We start from the raw sequence: 16,143 nt of genomic DNA, 5'->3' as shown, positions 1-16,143 counted from the left end.
TGCGGACGCCGATCCGAGCGGCCCGTCAGCCGGTCCCGGGCAGGCGGGTGGCGCCGTGCTCGGCCCACCACGCACGAGGACGGCCGGGAGGAGAACCACCACGGTCACAACGGGCCTGGTCCTCGCACTTCTCGACGGCCGGCACCGGGGGCAGGCCCGGAAACGCACAGCGATCCGCACATCCGCGCCCCGGCATGACGCCACTGCCTGTCGCCAACAGGTCGGCATCACTATGTCACCGGCTCCGGGCGCAGCTACGAACACGCCGGTCAACAGCCCGCACCCACCGGGCACTCCCTCAGTGACACATGCGCCGATGCAGTGACATCCGACGGCAGATCTGCAGGCGGGCCTGCGGGTGCAGCAGCCCTGCCCGGCCGCGCCGGACAGCAGGGCGGACAGCGCTGGCCGCGGCCGGCGGCCCGGCCCTCGTCGGCGGAGACCTGGGCCGGACTCTCGGAACATCTCCGCCAAGCCCGAATCGGGGAAATTTAACGAGCATCCCCGGGGAATTTGTGATCGAGTTATCAACGCCGCTCACCCACTGGCCCATTGCCACATCTGCTGGCGCGGCACCACTGAATTCCCTTGTTCCGCAGTCGATCTGAGGAATCGATTCCCCTGCACGTGGTAACTTGTTCACCCGACGCGGTGAAACGCCGGAGACATCAAATCGGAAAGCACTGTGAGCGCCGCACGATGAAGGTCCAGATGTTCCAACTGCCCTGGGAGAGTCAAAGGCATCCCGGCACGCCCTTGCCGCCGCCGCGCTGATCGCGTTCGCCATGACCGCCGGCGCGGCCGGTACGGCCTGCGCCGGGAACGGCATCCACCAGCACGTCGAGGTCGGCCCCTCCCGGAGCGCCAGGGTCTGACCGCCACGATTACCGAGGATGACAGTGACGACGCCCCGAACGACATCCACCGGTACGTCACTGTTCGCCCGGGCCAGGAGATCAGGGTCCGGACGGTCGCCGTCGTCGATGCCGAGGACGCCTCACCGTCGCCGCCACCGACCCGACCGTCACCGCCCGCGGTCTGCACCGGCTCCGAGTCACCAAGGTCCGGAGGTCGGCGGTGGATCCGTCCCGTACTGGCCCGAATTCCCGGGGCGCCAGGTGCTTCGACCCACACGATCGGGGGCCGGGGCGGCATTGACCTCGAGGACCCGCACGTGGCCGGCCCCGCGCCGGGACGCCCCCGCCCACCGGGTCCCCGACCACCCCGGCGCCGTCGCGGCCGGGAATCGCGTGCGCGCCTGCGGCATCGAGGGGAGAACGGCGTCACGGCGCCGGGTCCTTTCTCCTTGCACACCTTGGGGCGGGGTGTCGGCCCCGGGACGAGTCGTACTTCCGTCTCCCCGGCGGGTTCGCCGGGGAGACGGACCCGCCGCCGACGTGCCGGACCTCGCCGTGACGGTGGTGCCCGGAGCCGGGCCGGTTCACGGCCCCGGGCGGTGGGATTTCCCGGCACGGGCAAGGAGGCCGGGGCCGTACCGGCAACGGCCCGGTCGGCCGCCTCCGCCCATGGCCCGGCGGCGTCTCACCGGCGATCCGAGGGCGGTGACCCTCACGTGGACTCGAGACGCAGCCCCATCCCGACCAGGGACACCTGGTGTCCGTGGGGCGGGGCGCCCCAGGGTGCGCCACCGACAGCCATCGCAGTACACGCGCCGTTCCACGGCGCCTGGCCACGGCCCGGAGAGCCCGGGTACCTGTTCAACGGAGTCGAGGACGACTGATGAGTGGAGACAGCGTGAGTCCGCTTCCCGAGGCGGAGCACGCGGAGACGAACGGGATGACCCGCCGCAGCTGGTACGTCTCGAACGAGGCCGGTGCCGCGTTCGCCGCCGCGGTCGACCGCATCTACTGGCAGATCCGCAAGCCGAAACACCGCATCGTCTCCGAACTGTTCCAATTCGCCGTGAACCACAGCGAAGAGATCGCCGCGGACCTCGGCTCTGCACCGCCCCTGCCGTCAAGTTGACCTGATCCTGAACGGCCGGGCGCCCTCGCGCCTGATCTGAGGCCAGATTCCGTTCCCTGCAGGATGATCCCTCGTGAATGCGTTGGATGGCGAATGGCTTCCCGGCGCGGTCGATCTGTCGGCTCGACGGGCTCGACACGCTGGGACGGCATCACTTCGCACAGGAATATGCGTCCCGCATGTCGCATTTGATATGTTTTCAGCCATGCCGACGTTGGTGAACGTGACGATGACACTCACCGCCGGACGGTCGGGCACCGCCCGGGTGCGGGCCGGACGGCGTGCAGGCGCCGGCCGGCCTGCCGGCGCGCCGGGGCGCCGTCCTGACGTGTCCCGGGCGCCGGGGCCCTGGCCTGTGGCCGTGCGTGGACGCGTTCCGGTCCGCGGCCGTGGGCGGCGCTGCGCGCCCCGGACGGTCTGCGCCACGGTGCTTGCCTTCGTGACCGCGCTGGCCTGGGCCGTGGCCGGTCCGTCCCCTCTCGCGCGGGCCGCGGGCGAGTGCACGGCGAGCCTGTGCATCCTCAGCCCGAACGCCGCGAACGCCCTGCACGTCCACCCCGGCAGCCTGCAGGTCACCGGCAGTATTCTGGTCAACTCGACGAACAGTCAGGCCGCGCTGGTCAGTGGCACCACGGTCACCGCGACCGGGGGAACCATCGGCGGTCCGGCAGCGCCGGCCGGGTTCGCCACCTCGAGCGGCGGCTCCTACAACCCGACCCCGACCAACCAGGCCGCCGGCACCGACCCGTACGCCGCCCTGGCCCAGTGCCCGGCCGCCACGGCCTGCCCCACCACACCGGCCACGCCCTACCCCACCATCAACCACATCACCGGGAACCAGACGATCAGCCCGGGGGTGTACACCAGCATCACGAACCTGGGCGGCACGCTCACGCTCAATCCCGGCACGTACGTCATCACCAGCATCGCAGGCATGACGATCTCCGGCGGGAAGCTGAACGGCACGGGAGTGACGATCTACCTCGGCTGCCCGTCCTACCCGACCGCGTGCGCGGCGGGCACCAGTGGTGCGGCCTTCACCGACCAGACCAGCGGCAAGACCACGCTCAGCGCACCGACCACGGGGGCCTTCTCCGGCATGACGTTCATCGCCGACCGCAACAACACCGCGGGCGTCGCGGTCTCGGGAAACGGCACGCAGATCACCGCAGGCGGCGCGATCTACACCGCCGCCGGGAAGCTGTCGGCCGCCTCCGGCGGCAAGGCCAGCTTCACCCGCGCGGTCGTGGACACCATCGAGACCAGCGGCAGCAACAGCACCCAGATCAGCGTCATCCCGAACACGGGCACGCTGTCGATCAGCCTGCCGGCCACCGCGGCCCTCGGCAGCGCGGCGCCCGGCGGCACCCTCAGCGCGGCCCTCGGATCGGTGACCGTCTCGGACCAGCGAGGAGTGGCCAGCAGCACCTGGGCCGCGACGGTGTCCGCCACCAACTTCACCACCGGCGCCGGGGCACCCGCCCAGACCATCACCACCGCGAACGTCTCCTACTGGTCCGGGCAGGCGACCAACGTCAACGGCACCGTCGTCGTGACACCGGGCCAGTCCGACGCCGCCGCCAAACAGGCACTCAGCGCCTCCAGAACCGCCTTCAGCTCCACCGGCAACGGGAACAGCTCGGCGAGTTGGACCCCCACAGCGGTGGTCACGATCCCCGCCGCCGCCGTGGCCGGCACCTACACCGGCACCATCACCCACTCCGTCGCCTGACGCGCAAACGCGCCCGCCGGCCACTGTGCCGACGGGCGCGTGGGCGAGGCCTCAACCCGTCCGTCGGCGCCGCACCACCCCGTAGCCGAACGCGGCCAGGACGACGGCGCCCAGCGCGACGGCGGAGACGCCCGCCGTCATCGAGGCGGAGTCCACCGCATGCGGAGTGACCGGCGCGCCGGCGGCGAAGCCGGCAGGAAAGGTGACGGTGGCGGTGACGGTGTGACGGACCAGGCCGCTGGCCAGGGTGAGGCGAACCGTCCACGGGCCCGCCGGGAGTTGCCGGTCCAGCAGCACCGTGACGCGCCCGGTGCTGCCGATGCCGAGGGTGGTGCCGAGGCTTGCCGGGAAGGGGCCGGCACTGAGTGAGCCCGGACCGTCGGCCAGGGACACCGATCCGGTCATGTCGAGGGCGCGCTTGCCGGTGTTGCGGACGGTTGCCACCACCTCGGGGGTGCCGTCGGGGGCGCGGGCGGGGGTCACCTCCCCGATCTGGAAGTCGGACGGTGGCTCGCCCCCGGGGCCGACGTCGAGGTAGATCCGCACTCCGACCCGGTTGACCATGCGGACGTTCCCGGCCGGATCAGCGGGGCCCGCGACCTGCGCCCACACGACGGCGTACCGCTCGCCCGCGGACGCCTTCGGCGGGACCCGGACGCTGAGGTCGACCACGGCCGTGCCGTGCGCCGGGACGTCGCGCACGAGGGAGCGCGGCGCCGACGGCGTGGCCGCGCTGCTATCGCGCGGGGCGCCGCACTCCCCAGGTGTGGCGGCCACCGCCTTCTGCGCGGCGCAGTCGTCGACCGAGACCCAGGTCGTGAGCTCGTTCTGGGTGCGGTCGGGGTCGGCATTGAAGGTGCCGCCGTCGATCGCGGCGGAGGCGGCGTAGAGGTCGACACGCTGGTCGGTGTCGGAGGTGTTCGTCACCTGCAGTCGGCGGTGGATGACGGTGCCGGGGGCGAGATGGTCGACGATGTACATGTGCGCGCGGGGGTCGGCTTCGCGGCCGCGGGGCGCGTCGAGGAGTTTGAGGCCGATGCTGCCCTCGGCGGACGGCGCCGCCTGAATGGGGCGGGCGGCCGCGGCGGCGCACGGGCCCCAGGCCAGCGTGAGCACCACCGCGGCCGCGCTCAGCGCGCGCGCCCGGCTAGGCGATCGAATGTGTCACCGTCCCGGTGTAGGTGCCGTTCACCGCGGCGGCGGGGAGGGCAACGACGAGCGTGGGGTTCCACGTGGCGGAGTTGTTGCCGGTGCCGCCGGAGAGGCTGAAGGCGGTGCGGCTGCTGCTGAGGGTCTGGGCGTTGGCGGAGGCGGCCTGGCCGGGTGTGAAGGTGCCCGTGCCGGTGGTGGAGGTCGCCGTTCCCGACCAGTAGGAGACCGCGCTGGTCGGAACGGTTTCCGCCGGTGTGCCGCCACCCGTCGTGAAACTGGTGGAGGTTACGGACGCGACCCAGGACGCGGTGAGCAGGGCGCGGGCGTCCGTGACGGTGACGGCGCCGAGCTGCGCGTTGATGGTATTTCCGGGCAACCCGCTCCCCAGGCTCGCCGAGCTGGGGACGGAGATCGACAGCGCCCCGCCCGAGACGGAGAACGTGACCGTCGTGTCGGCGGCGCTGGCCACTCCGGCGATGGCAACGGCGATGGCGGCGCCGGCGGCCACAGAATATCGGATTCGCATGAACTTTCTCCTTCTCGACCTGACATGGACAGCAGTGCTCGAAATGCCTCCCCGTCGGCAACCCGGATTATTATCCGCACACGCACGGCATCGAAACGCCAATTCCCTCGTTCGGCCGAGAACGGCCCCGAGGCCCGGTCAGGCCGGGCAGCAAACTTATCACCACCGCTCCGGAACTGCTTAATGAATTCGCATCGATGACCGCCTCTGCACTGGGCCGATCCGCACCGGAATCCACCCGGAAGAGATGCGCCAGTATCACTTTTCGCACCATGGTCTGGATTGATGAAAAGTCGGGATATCACTCGTCTCACTGTTTCGGCCCCGGCCCGGCGGGGATTGTGCGTGCGCGGCGCGATCGCCTGGGCGGTCCCGGCCTGCGTGCGCCGATCCGGCCGCGGATCGCGGTGTTCTCGTCTGAAAGGTGTTCCATGTCCCACCGTCCCGGCCGCCTCCGGCGGCTTTCTCGTGTGTTCGCCGTCCTGGCTCTGACGGGCGCGGTCGGCGCGCCCAACGCCGTTGCCGCGGCTGAAGCTCCGCCCCGTCCCGTGCCCCTGCGACCGTGGGTGAAGTCCTGTCTGCGGCACGGGGGGCCGTCGGGACTCGTGAGCTGCCTCGCCCGGCGCGGCCGGCCTGCGGCGCCGCCGCAGGCCCAGCGGATCACCTCCCTCACCGAATGGGCGACGCCCACCTCCGCCTCGGGTCCGGTCGGCATCACCGCGGGGCCCGACGACGCGCTGTGGTTCACCGAGAACGCCGCGAACGCGGTGGGGCGCGTGACCACGGGCGGCTCGTTCACCGAATACGCGGTGCCGACCTCCGCCTCGGGTCCGGCCGGGATCACCGTCGGGCCTGACGGCGCCCTGTGGTTCACCGAGTCGAACACCGACAAGATCGGCCGGGTCACCACCGGAGGCACGTTCACCGAATACACGCTGCCCACCTCCGGCGCCTACCCGTGGGGCATCACCGCGGGTCCCGACGGCGCCCTGTGGTTCGCCGAGCCCGGCGCCAGCAGCATCGGCCGGATCACCACCGGCGGCACGGTCACCGAGTACGCCGTCACCACCGCCGCCTACCCGCTGAGCATCACCGCCGGCTCCGACGGCGCCCTGTGGTTCACCGAGGTGCTGAACGGAAGCATCGGCCGGATCACCACCGGCGGCACGGTCACCGAGTACGCCGTCCCCGCCCTGGACTCGCTGCCCATCGGCATCACCTCGGGGCCGGACGACAACCTGTGGTTCACCGACGCCGGGGCTTCGCAGATCGGGCAGGTCACCACCGGTGGATCATTCACCGGCTACAACCTCACCGACGCCGTCTTCCCGTTCCCGTGGGGCATCACCAACGGCCCGGACGGCGCCCTCTGGTTCACGGAGAACGTCGGCAACGACATCGGCCGGATCACCACCGGCGGCACGATCACCGAAACGGCGATCACGACGTCCGGCTCGAACGCGCTGGAGATCACCACCGGATCCGACGGCGACCTCTGGTTCACCGAGAACTCCGCGAGCCAGATCGGACAGGTCGCCCCCTGACCGAGCAAGCAATCCGACCGGTGGTCCAGCTGGCCCCGCCCCCCGTCGGCCCCGGACAGCAGCATGGAGACCCGGGGTCGACGGTCGGGGGCATCAGAAGGGCACGGAAGGCCTGAGTCCGGCGGCTGACCTGCGGCGATGGGCACGACGAGGCTCCGGAGCAAGACGGGGAGCAGCCGGGCCGACGATGCAGGCGACAGCACTGCCCGCACCACCGACCGTACGGGTGGCGGGGGGCATGGATCCGTCAGGCCGGGCCGGGTGTGCTGCCACAGGTGCGGGCGGATGACCAGGACGGTGATGACCTGGTCGGTCTGGCCCTGGTCGTCCGTCTCGTCGGGGCCGTAGGTCCAGGAGATCCGCCAGGCGTCAGGGGTGTGGTTCCCGACGTAGGAGTCCCAGACCTTCTGGTCGGTGTGACCGGGGAAGTTCTCGTACTGGTGGGAGTGCGGGCCGGGGTGCGGGGGTCGGTCTGCAGGAGTGCCAGCGCCTTGCGGGCCTTCTTCAGTTTGACCGGGTCGGCCTTGGGGCCGGCGGCCAGGCGCTGGAGCACCTCGCGCGCAGGTAGGCGGGCAGGGCGGGAAGCCCGAAGGGCCGGTGCGAGCACCGGCCCTTCGGTTCCTCTCCGTACCACGGGACTACGGGAGGACCTTGTCGATCTGCACGCTGCCGGTGCCGGCGGCGGTGCCGCGGGCGTTGAGCAGCTGGACTTGGCCGAAGAACTGTCGGCCCTCGGGGGCCGCGGCGCTGACCAGGACGTTCGCCGAGACCGCCGTGGAGGCGCCGTTGGCGAGGTTCACCGCGGTGGCCTCGTCGACCTGGACGGAGCCCAGGGCGGCCGAGAAGTACACGTCGCGGTAGTCGTAGGTGGTGGAGCCGGAGGGGACCGCGTAGCCGAACACCTTGATCTGGTAGGTGCCCGCGGCCGGGTTGACCAGGCTCACGGCCTCTTCGGAGTCGCCGTCGGCGGAGGATCCCACCTTGACGCCGTCCTTGTAGATGTCGAGGTCGAGGTCGGCGGCGGTGTCGGAGACCTTGCCGATCGCGATGTCGAGGCGGGAGACGCCTTCGCCGATCGTGACCTCGGTGGTCTGGGTCTCACCGCTGGCGATGGTCGGCCTGGCGACCTTCGCGGAGCCGAGCGGGCCGCCCTTCAGCTTGCCGCCGGAGATGGCCGCACCGTCGTTCTTGACGGTCCACTGGACCGGGGCCGGGGTGCCCAGTTTCGCCTCGGGCAGGACCTTGACCGCGGGGTCGAAGGCCGCGCCGAGCAGGGAGACGTTCAGCTTGAACGGGTTGTCGAGGAGCGGCGAGGTGCGGCGCGACTCGACCTCGACCTCCCAGACGCCCGGCTGCGGGTCGGCGTACGACCGCAGGTCCGGGCGGCACTGGTTCGCCGGGTTGTCGTAGTTCGGGTAGCACTGGGTGGTCGCGCTGTCCTCGATGCCCACACCGTACGGGTGGATCGAGATGAAGCGTGTCTGGCTGCCCGCGGCGAGACCGCCGAGGGCGACCTCGAGGGTCTTCGCGCCCTGCGGCACGGTGACGAAATACGACTTGTGGCTGTTGCGCTGCACGGACGAGGTGTCCGAGAAGGTGTAGGCCGGGGCCGCCAGCGGGGTGGAGGCGATGACCGTGGTCAGGATCTGCTTGTCGATGCCCTCGGTGGTCTCGTCGTCCAGCTGCAGGATGCCGCTGTGCACGCCGGCCGTCCTCGGCTTGGCCTCGACCTTGATGGTGACGGGCTTGTTCAGCGGCAGCCTGACGGAGTCGGAGCCTCCGATGATCTTGAACGTGCCGTCGTTGTTGCGCCAGCTCAGCTTGGTGCGGGTGCCGTGCTCGACGCCGGTGGTGCGCGTGACGACGACGTCGTAGACCTTCTTCTGGCCAGCCTTCAGGCCGCCTTCGCGGTCGTAGAGGCCGGTGCCGAAGCCGGGGGTCTTCAGGAACTGGTCGATCGCGGTGTCGACCGGCGCCTTGACGGTGAACTCGTCGGACTTCGCGCCGTGTTGGATGGACTCCCACGCGCCGAGGACGTTGACCAGACCCGAGCCCTGGGCGTGCGCCGGAACATCGTCGATCTTCTTCGCGGTGCTGGTGAGCGCGGTGCGCAGGCTCGCCGGGGACAGCGCGATCCCGTGCTGCTTGGCGGCCGAGATCAGCAGGGCGCTGGCGCCCGCGGCCTGCGGCGAGGACATCGAGGTGCCCTGGAGCATGCCGTAACCGGCCGGGAGGCTGTAACCGGCCTCCTTCACGGGCGCGCCGGGCAGCCAGGTCTGGATGGTGTTGATGGCCGCGCCGGGGGCGGTGATGGTCGGCGTGAATCCGCCGTCCTCACGCGGGCCGCGCGAGGAGAAGGGGAACATGTTGTACTTCTTGGTCACGCCGGAGCCGTAGTTGGCGGCCCAGGTCTCCTTGGAGACCGCCGCGCCCACGGAGATGACCTTGTCCGCGAGGCCGGGGTCGCCGATGGTGTTGACACCGGGGCCCTCGTTGCCCGCCGAGATGACGAGCTGGACACCGTAGGTGTCGATGAGGTTCCTGTAGAGCTCCGCACGGGCGTTGTTGCCGTCGTTCAGCGCCGGCAGGCCTCCGATGGACATGTTGACGATGTCCACGCCGCGGTTGACGACGAGGTCGATCATGCCCTCGGTCAGGGCGATGTTGGTGCAGCCGCCGGACCAGGTGCAGGCACGCGAGGAGACGATCTTCGCGCCCGGCGCCTCTCCGTTCATCCTGCCGCCGAAGAGGCTGTTGGCGGCGGTGATGCCGGCGACGTGCGTGCCGTGCTCGGACTCGATGATGCCGATGTTGACGAAGTCGGCCTTCTTGCCGATCCAGTCCCCGCCGAGCGGGTCCATCGGGACGTCCTTGCGGATCTGGATCACGAACGGGATGCGCTCGGCGACGTCGGTCGCCGGGTTGTCCGTGCCGAACCAGCCGATCTGGTAGCCGTCCTTGTACGGCCTCATCGGCTCGTTGTTCGTGAAGTCGTTGTCCTGGTCGGTGTCGACGCGGACGGTCCCGGCGGCCGCGTCGTAGAGCATGCCGAACCGGTCGGTGGTGTCCCCGTCCCGGTTGACATCGCCCTTCATGTCACCGTTGGCGGTGATCGACTCGCTGAAGCGGCTCCACTGGTAGCTGCCCTCGGGCGCCTTCCAGGTCGCGCCGCCCGCGGTGAAGGTACCGCCGGAGGTGGTGACCGGGGTGATCTGGGCGCGCCAGGTGGCGTCGCCGTCGGCGATCGGGTCGGTCGCGGTGACCCAGTCGACGATCTTGCGCTCGCCGGTGGTGGTCTTCTGCAGGGCCGGGTGGCTCACATCGACGCCCGAGTCCAGGATGCCGATGGTCACACCGCGGCCGTCGGCCTGCGGGTTCCTCGCGACGAAGTCCACCGCGCCCGTCTCGAAGGACGGGTTGTACGGGTTCCTCGCGGGAGTGTTCTTGTCCGGTGCGGGGTAGGACTCCACGGCGGTCTTCTGGACCGAGCCCGACCCGCCCTTGGCGTCGGGGCGCGGGTCCGGCAGCTGGATCTCGTGCCGCAGGTCGATGCCGTGCACGGACGACAGCTTGGCGGCCGCCTTCAGCGCACCCTCCGCCTTGCCGGTGGGCAGGGTGGCGCGCACGTAACCGAGGCTGTCGTAGACCTGGCCCACCGAGGCGCCGGGGACGGCGTCGAGCTGGTCGGCGACCTGCTTGGTCTGGCCGGGGGCCGTGGCGACCATGACGGTGACATTCGCGTCACCCTTGGCCTTGGCCTCCTGCAGGAGCTCGGCATCGGCCGAACCCAGCTTCTGATCGGCGGACTTGACGGCAGGGCCGGAGCTCGGAGCGCCGTTCCCGTCCGCCGCCAAGACAGGCGCCGCGCCGGTGGCCGCGAGGACGGCCACCAGAGCCGCCACGGCCACGACGCGCCCTACGCGTCTGGCCGTGGGTATGGAGCCGGGGGATTCGAGGGTCATCAGCATCCCTGGTGAGTAGAAGATTCGGTCCCGATTTCGGTTCCAGATGACCGGTCAGCTTTGCGCAAACACCAGCCATTTGAGGAGAGTTGCCCTTGACCAGATCCCGCCATGGCAGACACCCGCCAGCACCGCGCGGGCGCTCATGGTGGGGTCGGCCTGTTTCAGCTCCCACACGGCCGATGTCTGGGTGACCGTCACGTCGTCCAGCACGCCCAGGGAACCGATGATGAAGCCGGCCAGCACAGTCCGCGGATCTCGATGTTCGGGTAGAGGTCGTGGATGAGGCCGGTCTCCTCGGAGGTATTGCCGGTCAGGTGGGCCCAGTTGGTGAACACCGGGCCGAGCACGCCGATGAGCACCAGCGAGATCAGGGTTCCGAGTACGGCGACCGAGGTCCGCGCGGACAGCCCGTGGCACAGGAACAGAGCGATCCGAGCCGCTCGCCACGCCCGAATGACCGGCGTCCCAGCCACCGGCTCTGCCGCTGTTCCCGTCGCAGGAGACCTCGACCTCCCGTAGGAAGTACGAGCCCTCCGCGAGATGTGCGCGGTCTACTCCTCCCCGCTCGCCACCCGATTCACCGCCACCACCGCAACCGCCCAGGAGCCCCGCTGCATGAGGACGCTCGCCCCGCCCGCACCCCCGGCTTTCAACGCCTCCTCAGGCACCGAGAACGCCGCCCGCATCCTCACGGACGTCCTCGCACCGGCCAACCTCGTCACTGCCCTCCTGCTTCTCATCGGCTGGCACAGCACGGACAGCCGGACCTGACTGGGCTGGGGACTGCTCGCCGCCCCGTACTGCGGCGTCATCCCGATCAGCCTCATCCTGTTCGGCGTACGTCGCGGCGCTCTGACGGACAAGCACATCCGCATGCGGCGCCAGCGCCTCCTGCCGATGACGGCGGGCCTCTCCGTCGTCGCAGGCCTCGCCCTCCTCCACACGGTCGGCGCACCGCGCGACGTCTCCGCCCTGGTCGGCGCCATGCTCGTCGGCCTTGTCTACTCCACGGCAGTAACCGTCTGGCAGATCTCCATCCACAACTCCGCGGCCGGCACCACAGCGATGACCCTGATACTCGTCTTCGGCCCGACGATGGTCCTCTCCCCCGCCGGTGCCGCAGCCATCGGCTGGTCCCGCCTCGCTCTCAAAGCCCACACGCCTGCGCAGGTTCTCGCCGGAACTGCACTGGGCGGCGCAGCAGCCCTCGCCTTCGCGCTCCTGCGGTGAACGACCAATGTCTTGGGTGACGGGCGAGGCCGCGTCCAAGCGAGCAGCCGTCGTGACGCGGCCCCTCGGGGGCAGCTGGTCGGCGCCATTCAGAACCTGGGGGCGAGACAACGAAGCGACCCCCGTACGCCCACCGATCGGTTCGGTGGTGCCGCGGAGCAGGAGGGCTCAAGCTACACGGACAACTGCCCGGTGCGCTGCGCCGCGAGCCGATGGGCCGGGCTCGTGGCGGTGGAGCGGGCGGATTTCGCTGCCGCTTCTGCAGCCTGACCGATGCCGGGCGGACGGCGCTGGACGCCCAGGCGCCGGTTCCTCAGGGGTCGGCCTGAGGCGGCACGGGTTGTCGGCGGTCGAGCTCGCCATGCTCCGCGACGGGACCTTCTATGAACCCCGGCCCGCCGAAGCGGTCAGCTGAGCTGCGGGTCCGCCATCAGCACCACGCGGTCGACCGTGGGATCGAACCCGAGCACCCGGTTCCCGAAGTCGCCTTCGGCAGTCATCACCACCCGCTTGCCCAGCCGACGACCAACCGCCGCCAGGAACCGGCACAGGATGTCCACTCCCGCCTGGCCCTGCAGCTCGCGAAGGTCGACATCGAAGTCGATCTCCTCCGCAGACATCGGGCGGAAGATCGCCAGCACGCCCGAAGTCGGCCAGACCTGCAGATTGACCGTTTCGGAGTCGGCTGGACGCGACAAAACCTCCGCTGCGGGAGGCAGCGGCACCGCGACGCGGCCCTCCAAGTACTCCCACGCCCAACCGCTCGACCGGACCAGGTCGAACACGGCCTGCCAGTCGTCAACCGAAGTGCCTTCCACAGACACGTCCGGCAGAGCTCCCATCAGGTCAGGGTCGAAGAAGTCCTTGACGTCGTCCCACAGCAGATCCGGCATCCCGCCATGCTGCCCGCCAACGCCACCCGACCGCAGCCCGATTTCCTTGACGAACCCCATAGAGGCACCCCCCGCGTGGCGTCGCGCCCCAGGTGCGCACCTGGAAGTGACCTGGCACTAAATCAGCCTGTCGGGCCAGCCCGGACAGTAAAACGGCTTCAGCTCGTCGCCCGGGCCACCCGGGGTGAGGTCCGCCCTCGAGAACAACCTGTCCACCTCCTCCTTGAGTCTGCGGACCTGGCAGGGCACGTTGGGGGTGGGGACATCGGGTGGTCTCCTTCGGTCGGCCGGTCCGTCCTCCGGTTTCCGGCCGCTCCCCGGCTCCCTGCGCTCACCTGCGCAGACGGCGGCAGGGTCACCGCGCCACGCCCGACCAAACGGCGTAGGTGGCAGTCCGTCAGGTTGCGGGGCTGACGACCTGTCGGTTTCCTCGGGCACAGGGCACGGAAGAGGCGCTGGACAGCCCGGCCGCGTGCCCGCTCGGAGGAAAACACCTATGCACATTTCACGCGTCGTCACCGGTTCCGCAGCCCTGGCCCTGGGCGCCCTCGCCCTGGCCGTGCCCTCTGCCGCGGCAGAGGACTCCGGCTTCACCATCAGCCCCCGGAGCGCAAGCCCAGGCCAGACCGTCACCATCAGCACGACGGCCTGCGGGCCGGACGTGACGTACGGCAAGGCCTTCTCCGATTTGACCGACCAGATCAACCTCCTCGCGGGCGACCAGAAGGGCACTCTGGTCGGGACGTTCCAGGTGCCGGAGGACGCCGCGCCCGGCGACATCGGAATCACGGTGAAGTGTCCGCCGCGGATCCAGATGACGGGCACGCTCACGATCACGCCCCGCCCGAGCGACGCGGCCGCGGCCGGTCCCGGCGGCGCAGCGGACAACTACCCCCACCCGAGCGACGCGGCCGCGGCCGGTCCCGGCGGCGCAGCGGACAACTACCCCCACCCTAGCGACGCGGCCGCGGCCGGTTCCGGCGGCGCAGCGGACAACAACCCGCACCCGAGCGACGCGGCCGCGGCCGGTTCCGGCGGCGCAGCGGACAACTACCCCCACCCGAGCGGTGCGGTCGCGGCCGGTTTCGGCGGCGCAGCGGACGCCGACGGCAGCCAGGTCGCACTGGGCGGTGTGCTGCTGGCCGGCGCCGTGGCCGGCGGTGCCGTCAAGATCCGCCGCCGTCTCGGTGCCGCGCGGCTCTGAACGGCCCGCCGCCGTCGCACCGGCGCCCCGGACGTCATCGCCCGGGGCGCCGGGCGCATCCCGCCCACGTACGCGAACAGGGGCCTGACCTGTATGGACGCCGCGCACCGCACCCCGCTTCCCAAACGCTCGACCGCGCCTTCGACCGTCCTGGTGGTATGTGCGCTCGCGATCGGCAGCTGGCTGGTGGGCCACGGCGCCCACGCCGAACGACCGCCGCAGCCCTCCCCGGCCCAGGCCTTCCCCACGCCCGGCCTCCCCGCCCCGGCCGCACCCACCTCCGCCCCGCCCGCCGGGGCTCCGGCGACTGCTGCCGCCTCGGGTGCCGCTTCAGGTGCCGACGGGTCGGCCGCGTCTACGCAGGTCCGTCCCCTGCCGCCGTCCGATCCTGCCGGCGTCCGCATCCCCGCCATCGGTGTGGACGCCCCCCTGGCGAAGCTGGACCTCGACGCGGCAGGCGCCCTGCAGCCGCCTCCCCCGGACAACCCCCGCCTCGCCGGCTGGTACGGCGGCGGCCCCAGCCCCGGGTCGACCGGCACGGCCGTCATCACCGGCCACGTGGACACCCGCTCCGGGCCTGCGGTCTTCTTCCTGCTCGGCGCCCTCACCAAAGGCAGCACCATCGCGGTCGACCGCACCGACGGCCGGACGGCGGTGTTCACCGTCGACGCCGTCGAGTCCTATGCGAAGAAGGACTTCCCCGACCAGAAGGTCTACGGGAACTCCGGCCTGCCCGAGCTCCGGGTGATCACCTGCGGCGGCGGCTACACCAAGGCCGGCGGATACGAGAACAACATCGTGGTCTACGCAACACTCTCCGCCGTCCGGTAGCGGCGCAGCCCGCGGCAGTGCGGCAGTCAGCTCCTGGTGGCCTCGATGAGGACGCAGATGGGCCGGTCGAGGCAGTCCTGCGGGCCCGCGCGGGATCCGGGCACGGCGCAGCGGCCGGACGGCGGCGCTCGACGCGGAGCGGCGCGGCTAGGATGCCGGGCCAACCCGGCCGTCCCCGTCCCCCCACGCGGCCGGGCCACCCTCTACGGGACCCGGCCGGTGGCGAAGCGGCGGCACCCGCGCTCCGGGAAGTCCGTCCGACCACCACCAGCCTTGCAGCCCTCGTCCAGGACGCCCCGGACCCGCACCATCGATGTCGCCAGCCGGCCGAGTATCTGCCTCGTCGCCACTGCCGGCAGTTCAGTCGTCGTCGGGTCCACGGTCGGCGAGCACGAGCCCTGGACGATGGCTCTGGCCGCCGGGCCGCACCTGCACGTGGAGCCCACGTCGCCGTGCTTCGACTCGTGCCACCGATAACCGCGCGCCATAGCGGATCTGCGGCGGCCCGGGATCCGCACCTCACTCCGAGCCGGCTATGCCCAGATGTGCGGCGTAAGTGTCACCCGCAGCAATGCTGTTCGTCGCGCTGAGGCCAGTGGACTACCACCGTGTTGCCCGGGGCTGCCGACAGCGGGGACGCAGAGTGCACTCGACCTACCGTCGCGATCTGTCCGAACGACCATTGGGCGGGTAGAAGTTGGTCGTGTGCCTCCGAGTGCGCGCCAGCGCTGGACGGTGCGCTGCGAGACACCGAGCTATCCCGTGGGGCACGGTTCCCGCCGGCCGAGGCCAAGCAGCATCATCGCCCGTCGATCGCGCACAGAACTCGTGCTGCCTCGCCGCACGATCCGCTGCAGGCGCCGGCCTCCCGATCGGTCAGCCTCCGCACCCTGACCAGCTCCGCCACCACCCCTCCCGACTTCTCGTTGACCAAGACGTCCGACCCGGGCCGAGCACTAACACCCCAGCCACAACCGGTGAACCTTCCCGGTCACCGCACTAGGGAATTTCACAGAGCGCCTTGTGCTGCCCCCCTGCCCCCAATCCCCTACCCCTATCCCCTATCCCCGCCGAGCTTTT

11 protein-coding genes and 2 pseudogenes are annotated in these 16,143 nt (G+C 70.8%); 7 read left to right on the top strand and 6 right to left on the bottom strand.

Annotated features, from left to right (window positions below; translation table 11 throughout):
* Window positions 1-1,740 precede the first annotated feature (1,740 nt).
* Both KSNIM_RS37380 and KSNIM_RS37375 read left to right on the top strand, forming a co-directional pair.
* Window positions 1,741-1,986 (top strand): hypothetical protein, encoded by a 246-nt coding sequence (locus KSNIM_RS37380; protein WP_263107635.1) that lies wholly within the window; start codon window positions 1,741-1,743, stop codon window positions 1,984-1,986.
* Window positions 1,987-2,425: 439 nt separating this feature from the next.
* Complete coding sequence (locus tag KSNIM_RS37375; protein ID WP_263107634.1) at window positions 2,426-3,718, top strand: hypothetical protein; 1,293 nt, start codon at window positions 2,426-2,428, stop codon at window positions 3,716-3,718.
* Window positions 3,719-3,769: 51 nt separating this feature from the next.
* Here the strand turns inward: KSNIM_RS37375 and KSNIM_RS37370 are convergent, their stop codons facing one another.
* Window positions 3,770-4,837 (bottom strand): peptidase, encoded by a 1,068-nt coding sequence (locus KSNIM_RS37370; protein WP_263107633.1) that lies wholly within the window; start codon window positions 4,835-4,837, stop codon window positions 3,770-3,772.
* A 28-nt stretch (window positions 4,838-4,865) separates the two neighbouring features.
* On the bottom strand, window positions 4,866-5,396 hold the full coding sequence (locus tag KSNIM_RS37365) for a hypothetical protein (RefSeq protein ID WP_263107632.1): 531 nt from the start codon (window positions 5,394-5,396) through the stop codon (window positions 4,866-4,868).
* Window positions 5,397-6,001: 605 nt separating this feature from the next.
* Here KSNIM_RS37365 and KSNIM_RS37360 point away from each other — a divergent pair.
* The gene (locus KSNIM_RS37360) at window positions 6,002-6,940 is read left to right on the top strand and encodes a virginiamycin B lyase (protein ID WP_263107631.1); all 939 of its coding nucleotides are present in this window, start codon (window positions 6,002-6,004) and stop codon (window positions 6,938-6,940) included.
* A 638-nt stretch (window positions 6,941-7,578) separates the two neighbouring features.
* Here the strand turns inward: KSNIM_RS37360 and KSNIM_RS37355 are convergent.
* Entirely contained in the window at window positions 7,579-10,902 is a 3,324-nt protein-coding gene (locus KSNIM_RS37355; protein ID WP_263107630.1) for a S8 family serine peptidase, read from the bottom strand.
* Window positions 10,903-11,042: 140 nt separating this feature from the next.
* Window positions 11,043-11,339, bottom strand: a pseudogene (locus KSNIM_RS37350) (YibE/F family protein); the annotation flags it as partial.
* A gap of 106 nt (window positions 11,340-11,445) precedes the next feature.
* Between KSNIM_RS37350 and KSNIM_RS37345 the strand changes: the two are divergent.
* On the top strand, window positions 11,446-11,676 hold the full coding sequence (locus tag KSNIM_RS37345) for a hypothetical protein (protein ID WP_263107629.1): 231 nt from the start codon (window positions 11,446-11,448) through the stop codon (window positions 11,674-11,676).
* A gap of 102 nt (window positions 11,677-11,778) precedes the next feature.
* Window positions 11,779-12,135 carry a hypothetical protein gene (locus tag KSNIM_RS37340; protein WP_263107628.1) on the top strand — a complete coding sequence of 119 codons (357 nt, stop codon included), beginning with the start codon at window positions 11,779-11,781 and terminating at the stop codon, window positions 12,133-12,135.
* A 407-nt stretch (window positions 12,136-12,542) separates the two neighbouring features.
* Here KSNIM_RS37340 and KSNIM_RS37335 read toward each other — a convergent pair whose 3' ends face one another.
* Window positions 12,543-13,028 (bottom strand): hypothetical protein, encoded by a 486-nt coding sequence (locus tag KSNIM_RS37335; RefSeq protein WP_263108250.1) that lies wholly within the window; start codon window positions 13,026-13,028, stop codon window positions 12,543-12,545.
* Window positions 13,029-13,524: 496 nt separating this feature from the next.
* On the opposite strand from KSNIM_RS37335, the gene KSNIM_RS37330 reads away from it, so the two are divergent.
* A complete protein-coding gene (locus tag KSNIM_RS37330) occupies window positions 13,525-14,232 on the top strand; it encodes a hypothetical protein (protein ID WP_263107627.1) in 708 nt (235 codons plus the stop codon).
* Window positions 14,233-14,325: 93 nt separating this feature from the next.
* Window positions 14,326-15,063, top strand: coding sequence for a class F sortase (locus KSNIM_RS37325; RefSeq protein WP_263107626.1), 738 nt, complete (start codon window positions 14,326-14,328; stop codon window positions 15,061-15,063).
* 763 nt (window positions 15,064-15,826) lie between these two features.
* On the opposite strand, the pseudogene KSNIM_RS39565 reads toward KSNIM_RS37325, so the two are convergent.
* Window positions 15,827-15,970, bottom strand: a pseudogene (locus tag KSNIM_RS39565) (IS630 family transposase); the annotation flags it as partial.
* Between the last annotated feature and the right edge of the window lie 173 nt (window positions 15,971-16,143).

This window comes from Kitasatospora sp. DSM 101779 (assembly GCF_025655475.1).
Classification (GTDB): Bacteria; Actinomycetota; Actinomycetes; order Streptomycetales; family Streptomycetaceae; genus Kitasatospora.
Note: the sequence above shows the minus strand (reverse complement) of the source record. Positions and strands in the feature narration are given on the sequence as shown.

Coding starts and splice junctions, on each gene's coding strand:
- KSNIM_RS37380 (WP_263107635.1), top strand. CDS start 1,741: ATGAGTGGAGACAGCGTGAGTCCGCTTCCCGAGGCGGAGCACGCGGAG.
- KSNIM_RS37365 (WP_263107632.1), bottom strand. CDS start 5,396: ATGCGAATCCGATATTCTGTGGCCGCCGGCGCCGCCATCGCCGTTGCC.
- KSNIM_RS37355 (WP_263107630.1), bottom strand. CDS start 10,902: ATGACCCTCGAATCCCCCGGCTCCATACCCACGGCCAGACGCGTAGGG.
- KSNIM_RS37345 (WP_263107629.1), top strand. CDS start 11,446: ATGTGCGCGGTCTACTCCTCCCCGCTCGCCACCCGATTCACCGCCACC.
- KSNIM_RS37340 (WP_263107628.1), top strand. CDS start 11,779: ATGCGGCGCCAGCGCCTCCTGCCGATGACGGCGGGCCTCTCCGTCGTC.
- KSNIM_RS37335 (WP_263108250.1), bottom strand. CDS start 13,028: ATGCCGGATCTGCTGTGGGACGACGTCAAGGACTTCTTCGACCCTGAC.
- KSNIM_RS37330 (WP_263107627.1), top strand. CDS start 13,525: ATGCACATTTCACGCGTCGTCACCGGTTCCGCAGCCCTGGCCCTGGGC.
- KSNIM_RS37325 (WP_263107626.1), top strand. CDS start 14,326: ATGGACGCCGCGCACCGCACCCCGCTTCCCAAACGCTCGACCGCGCCT.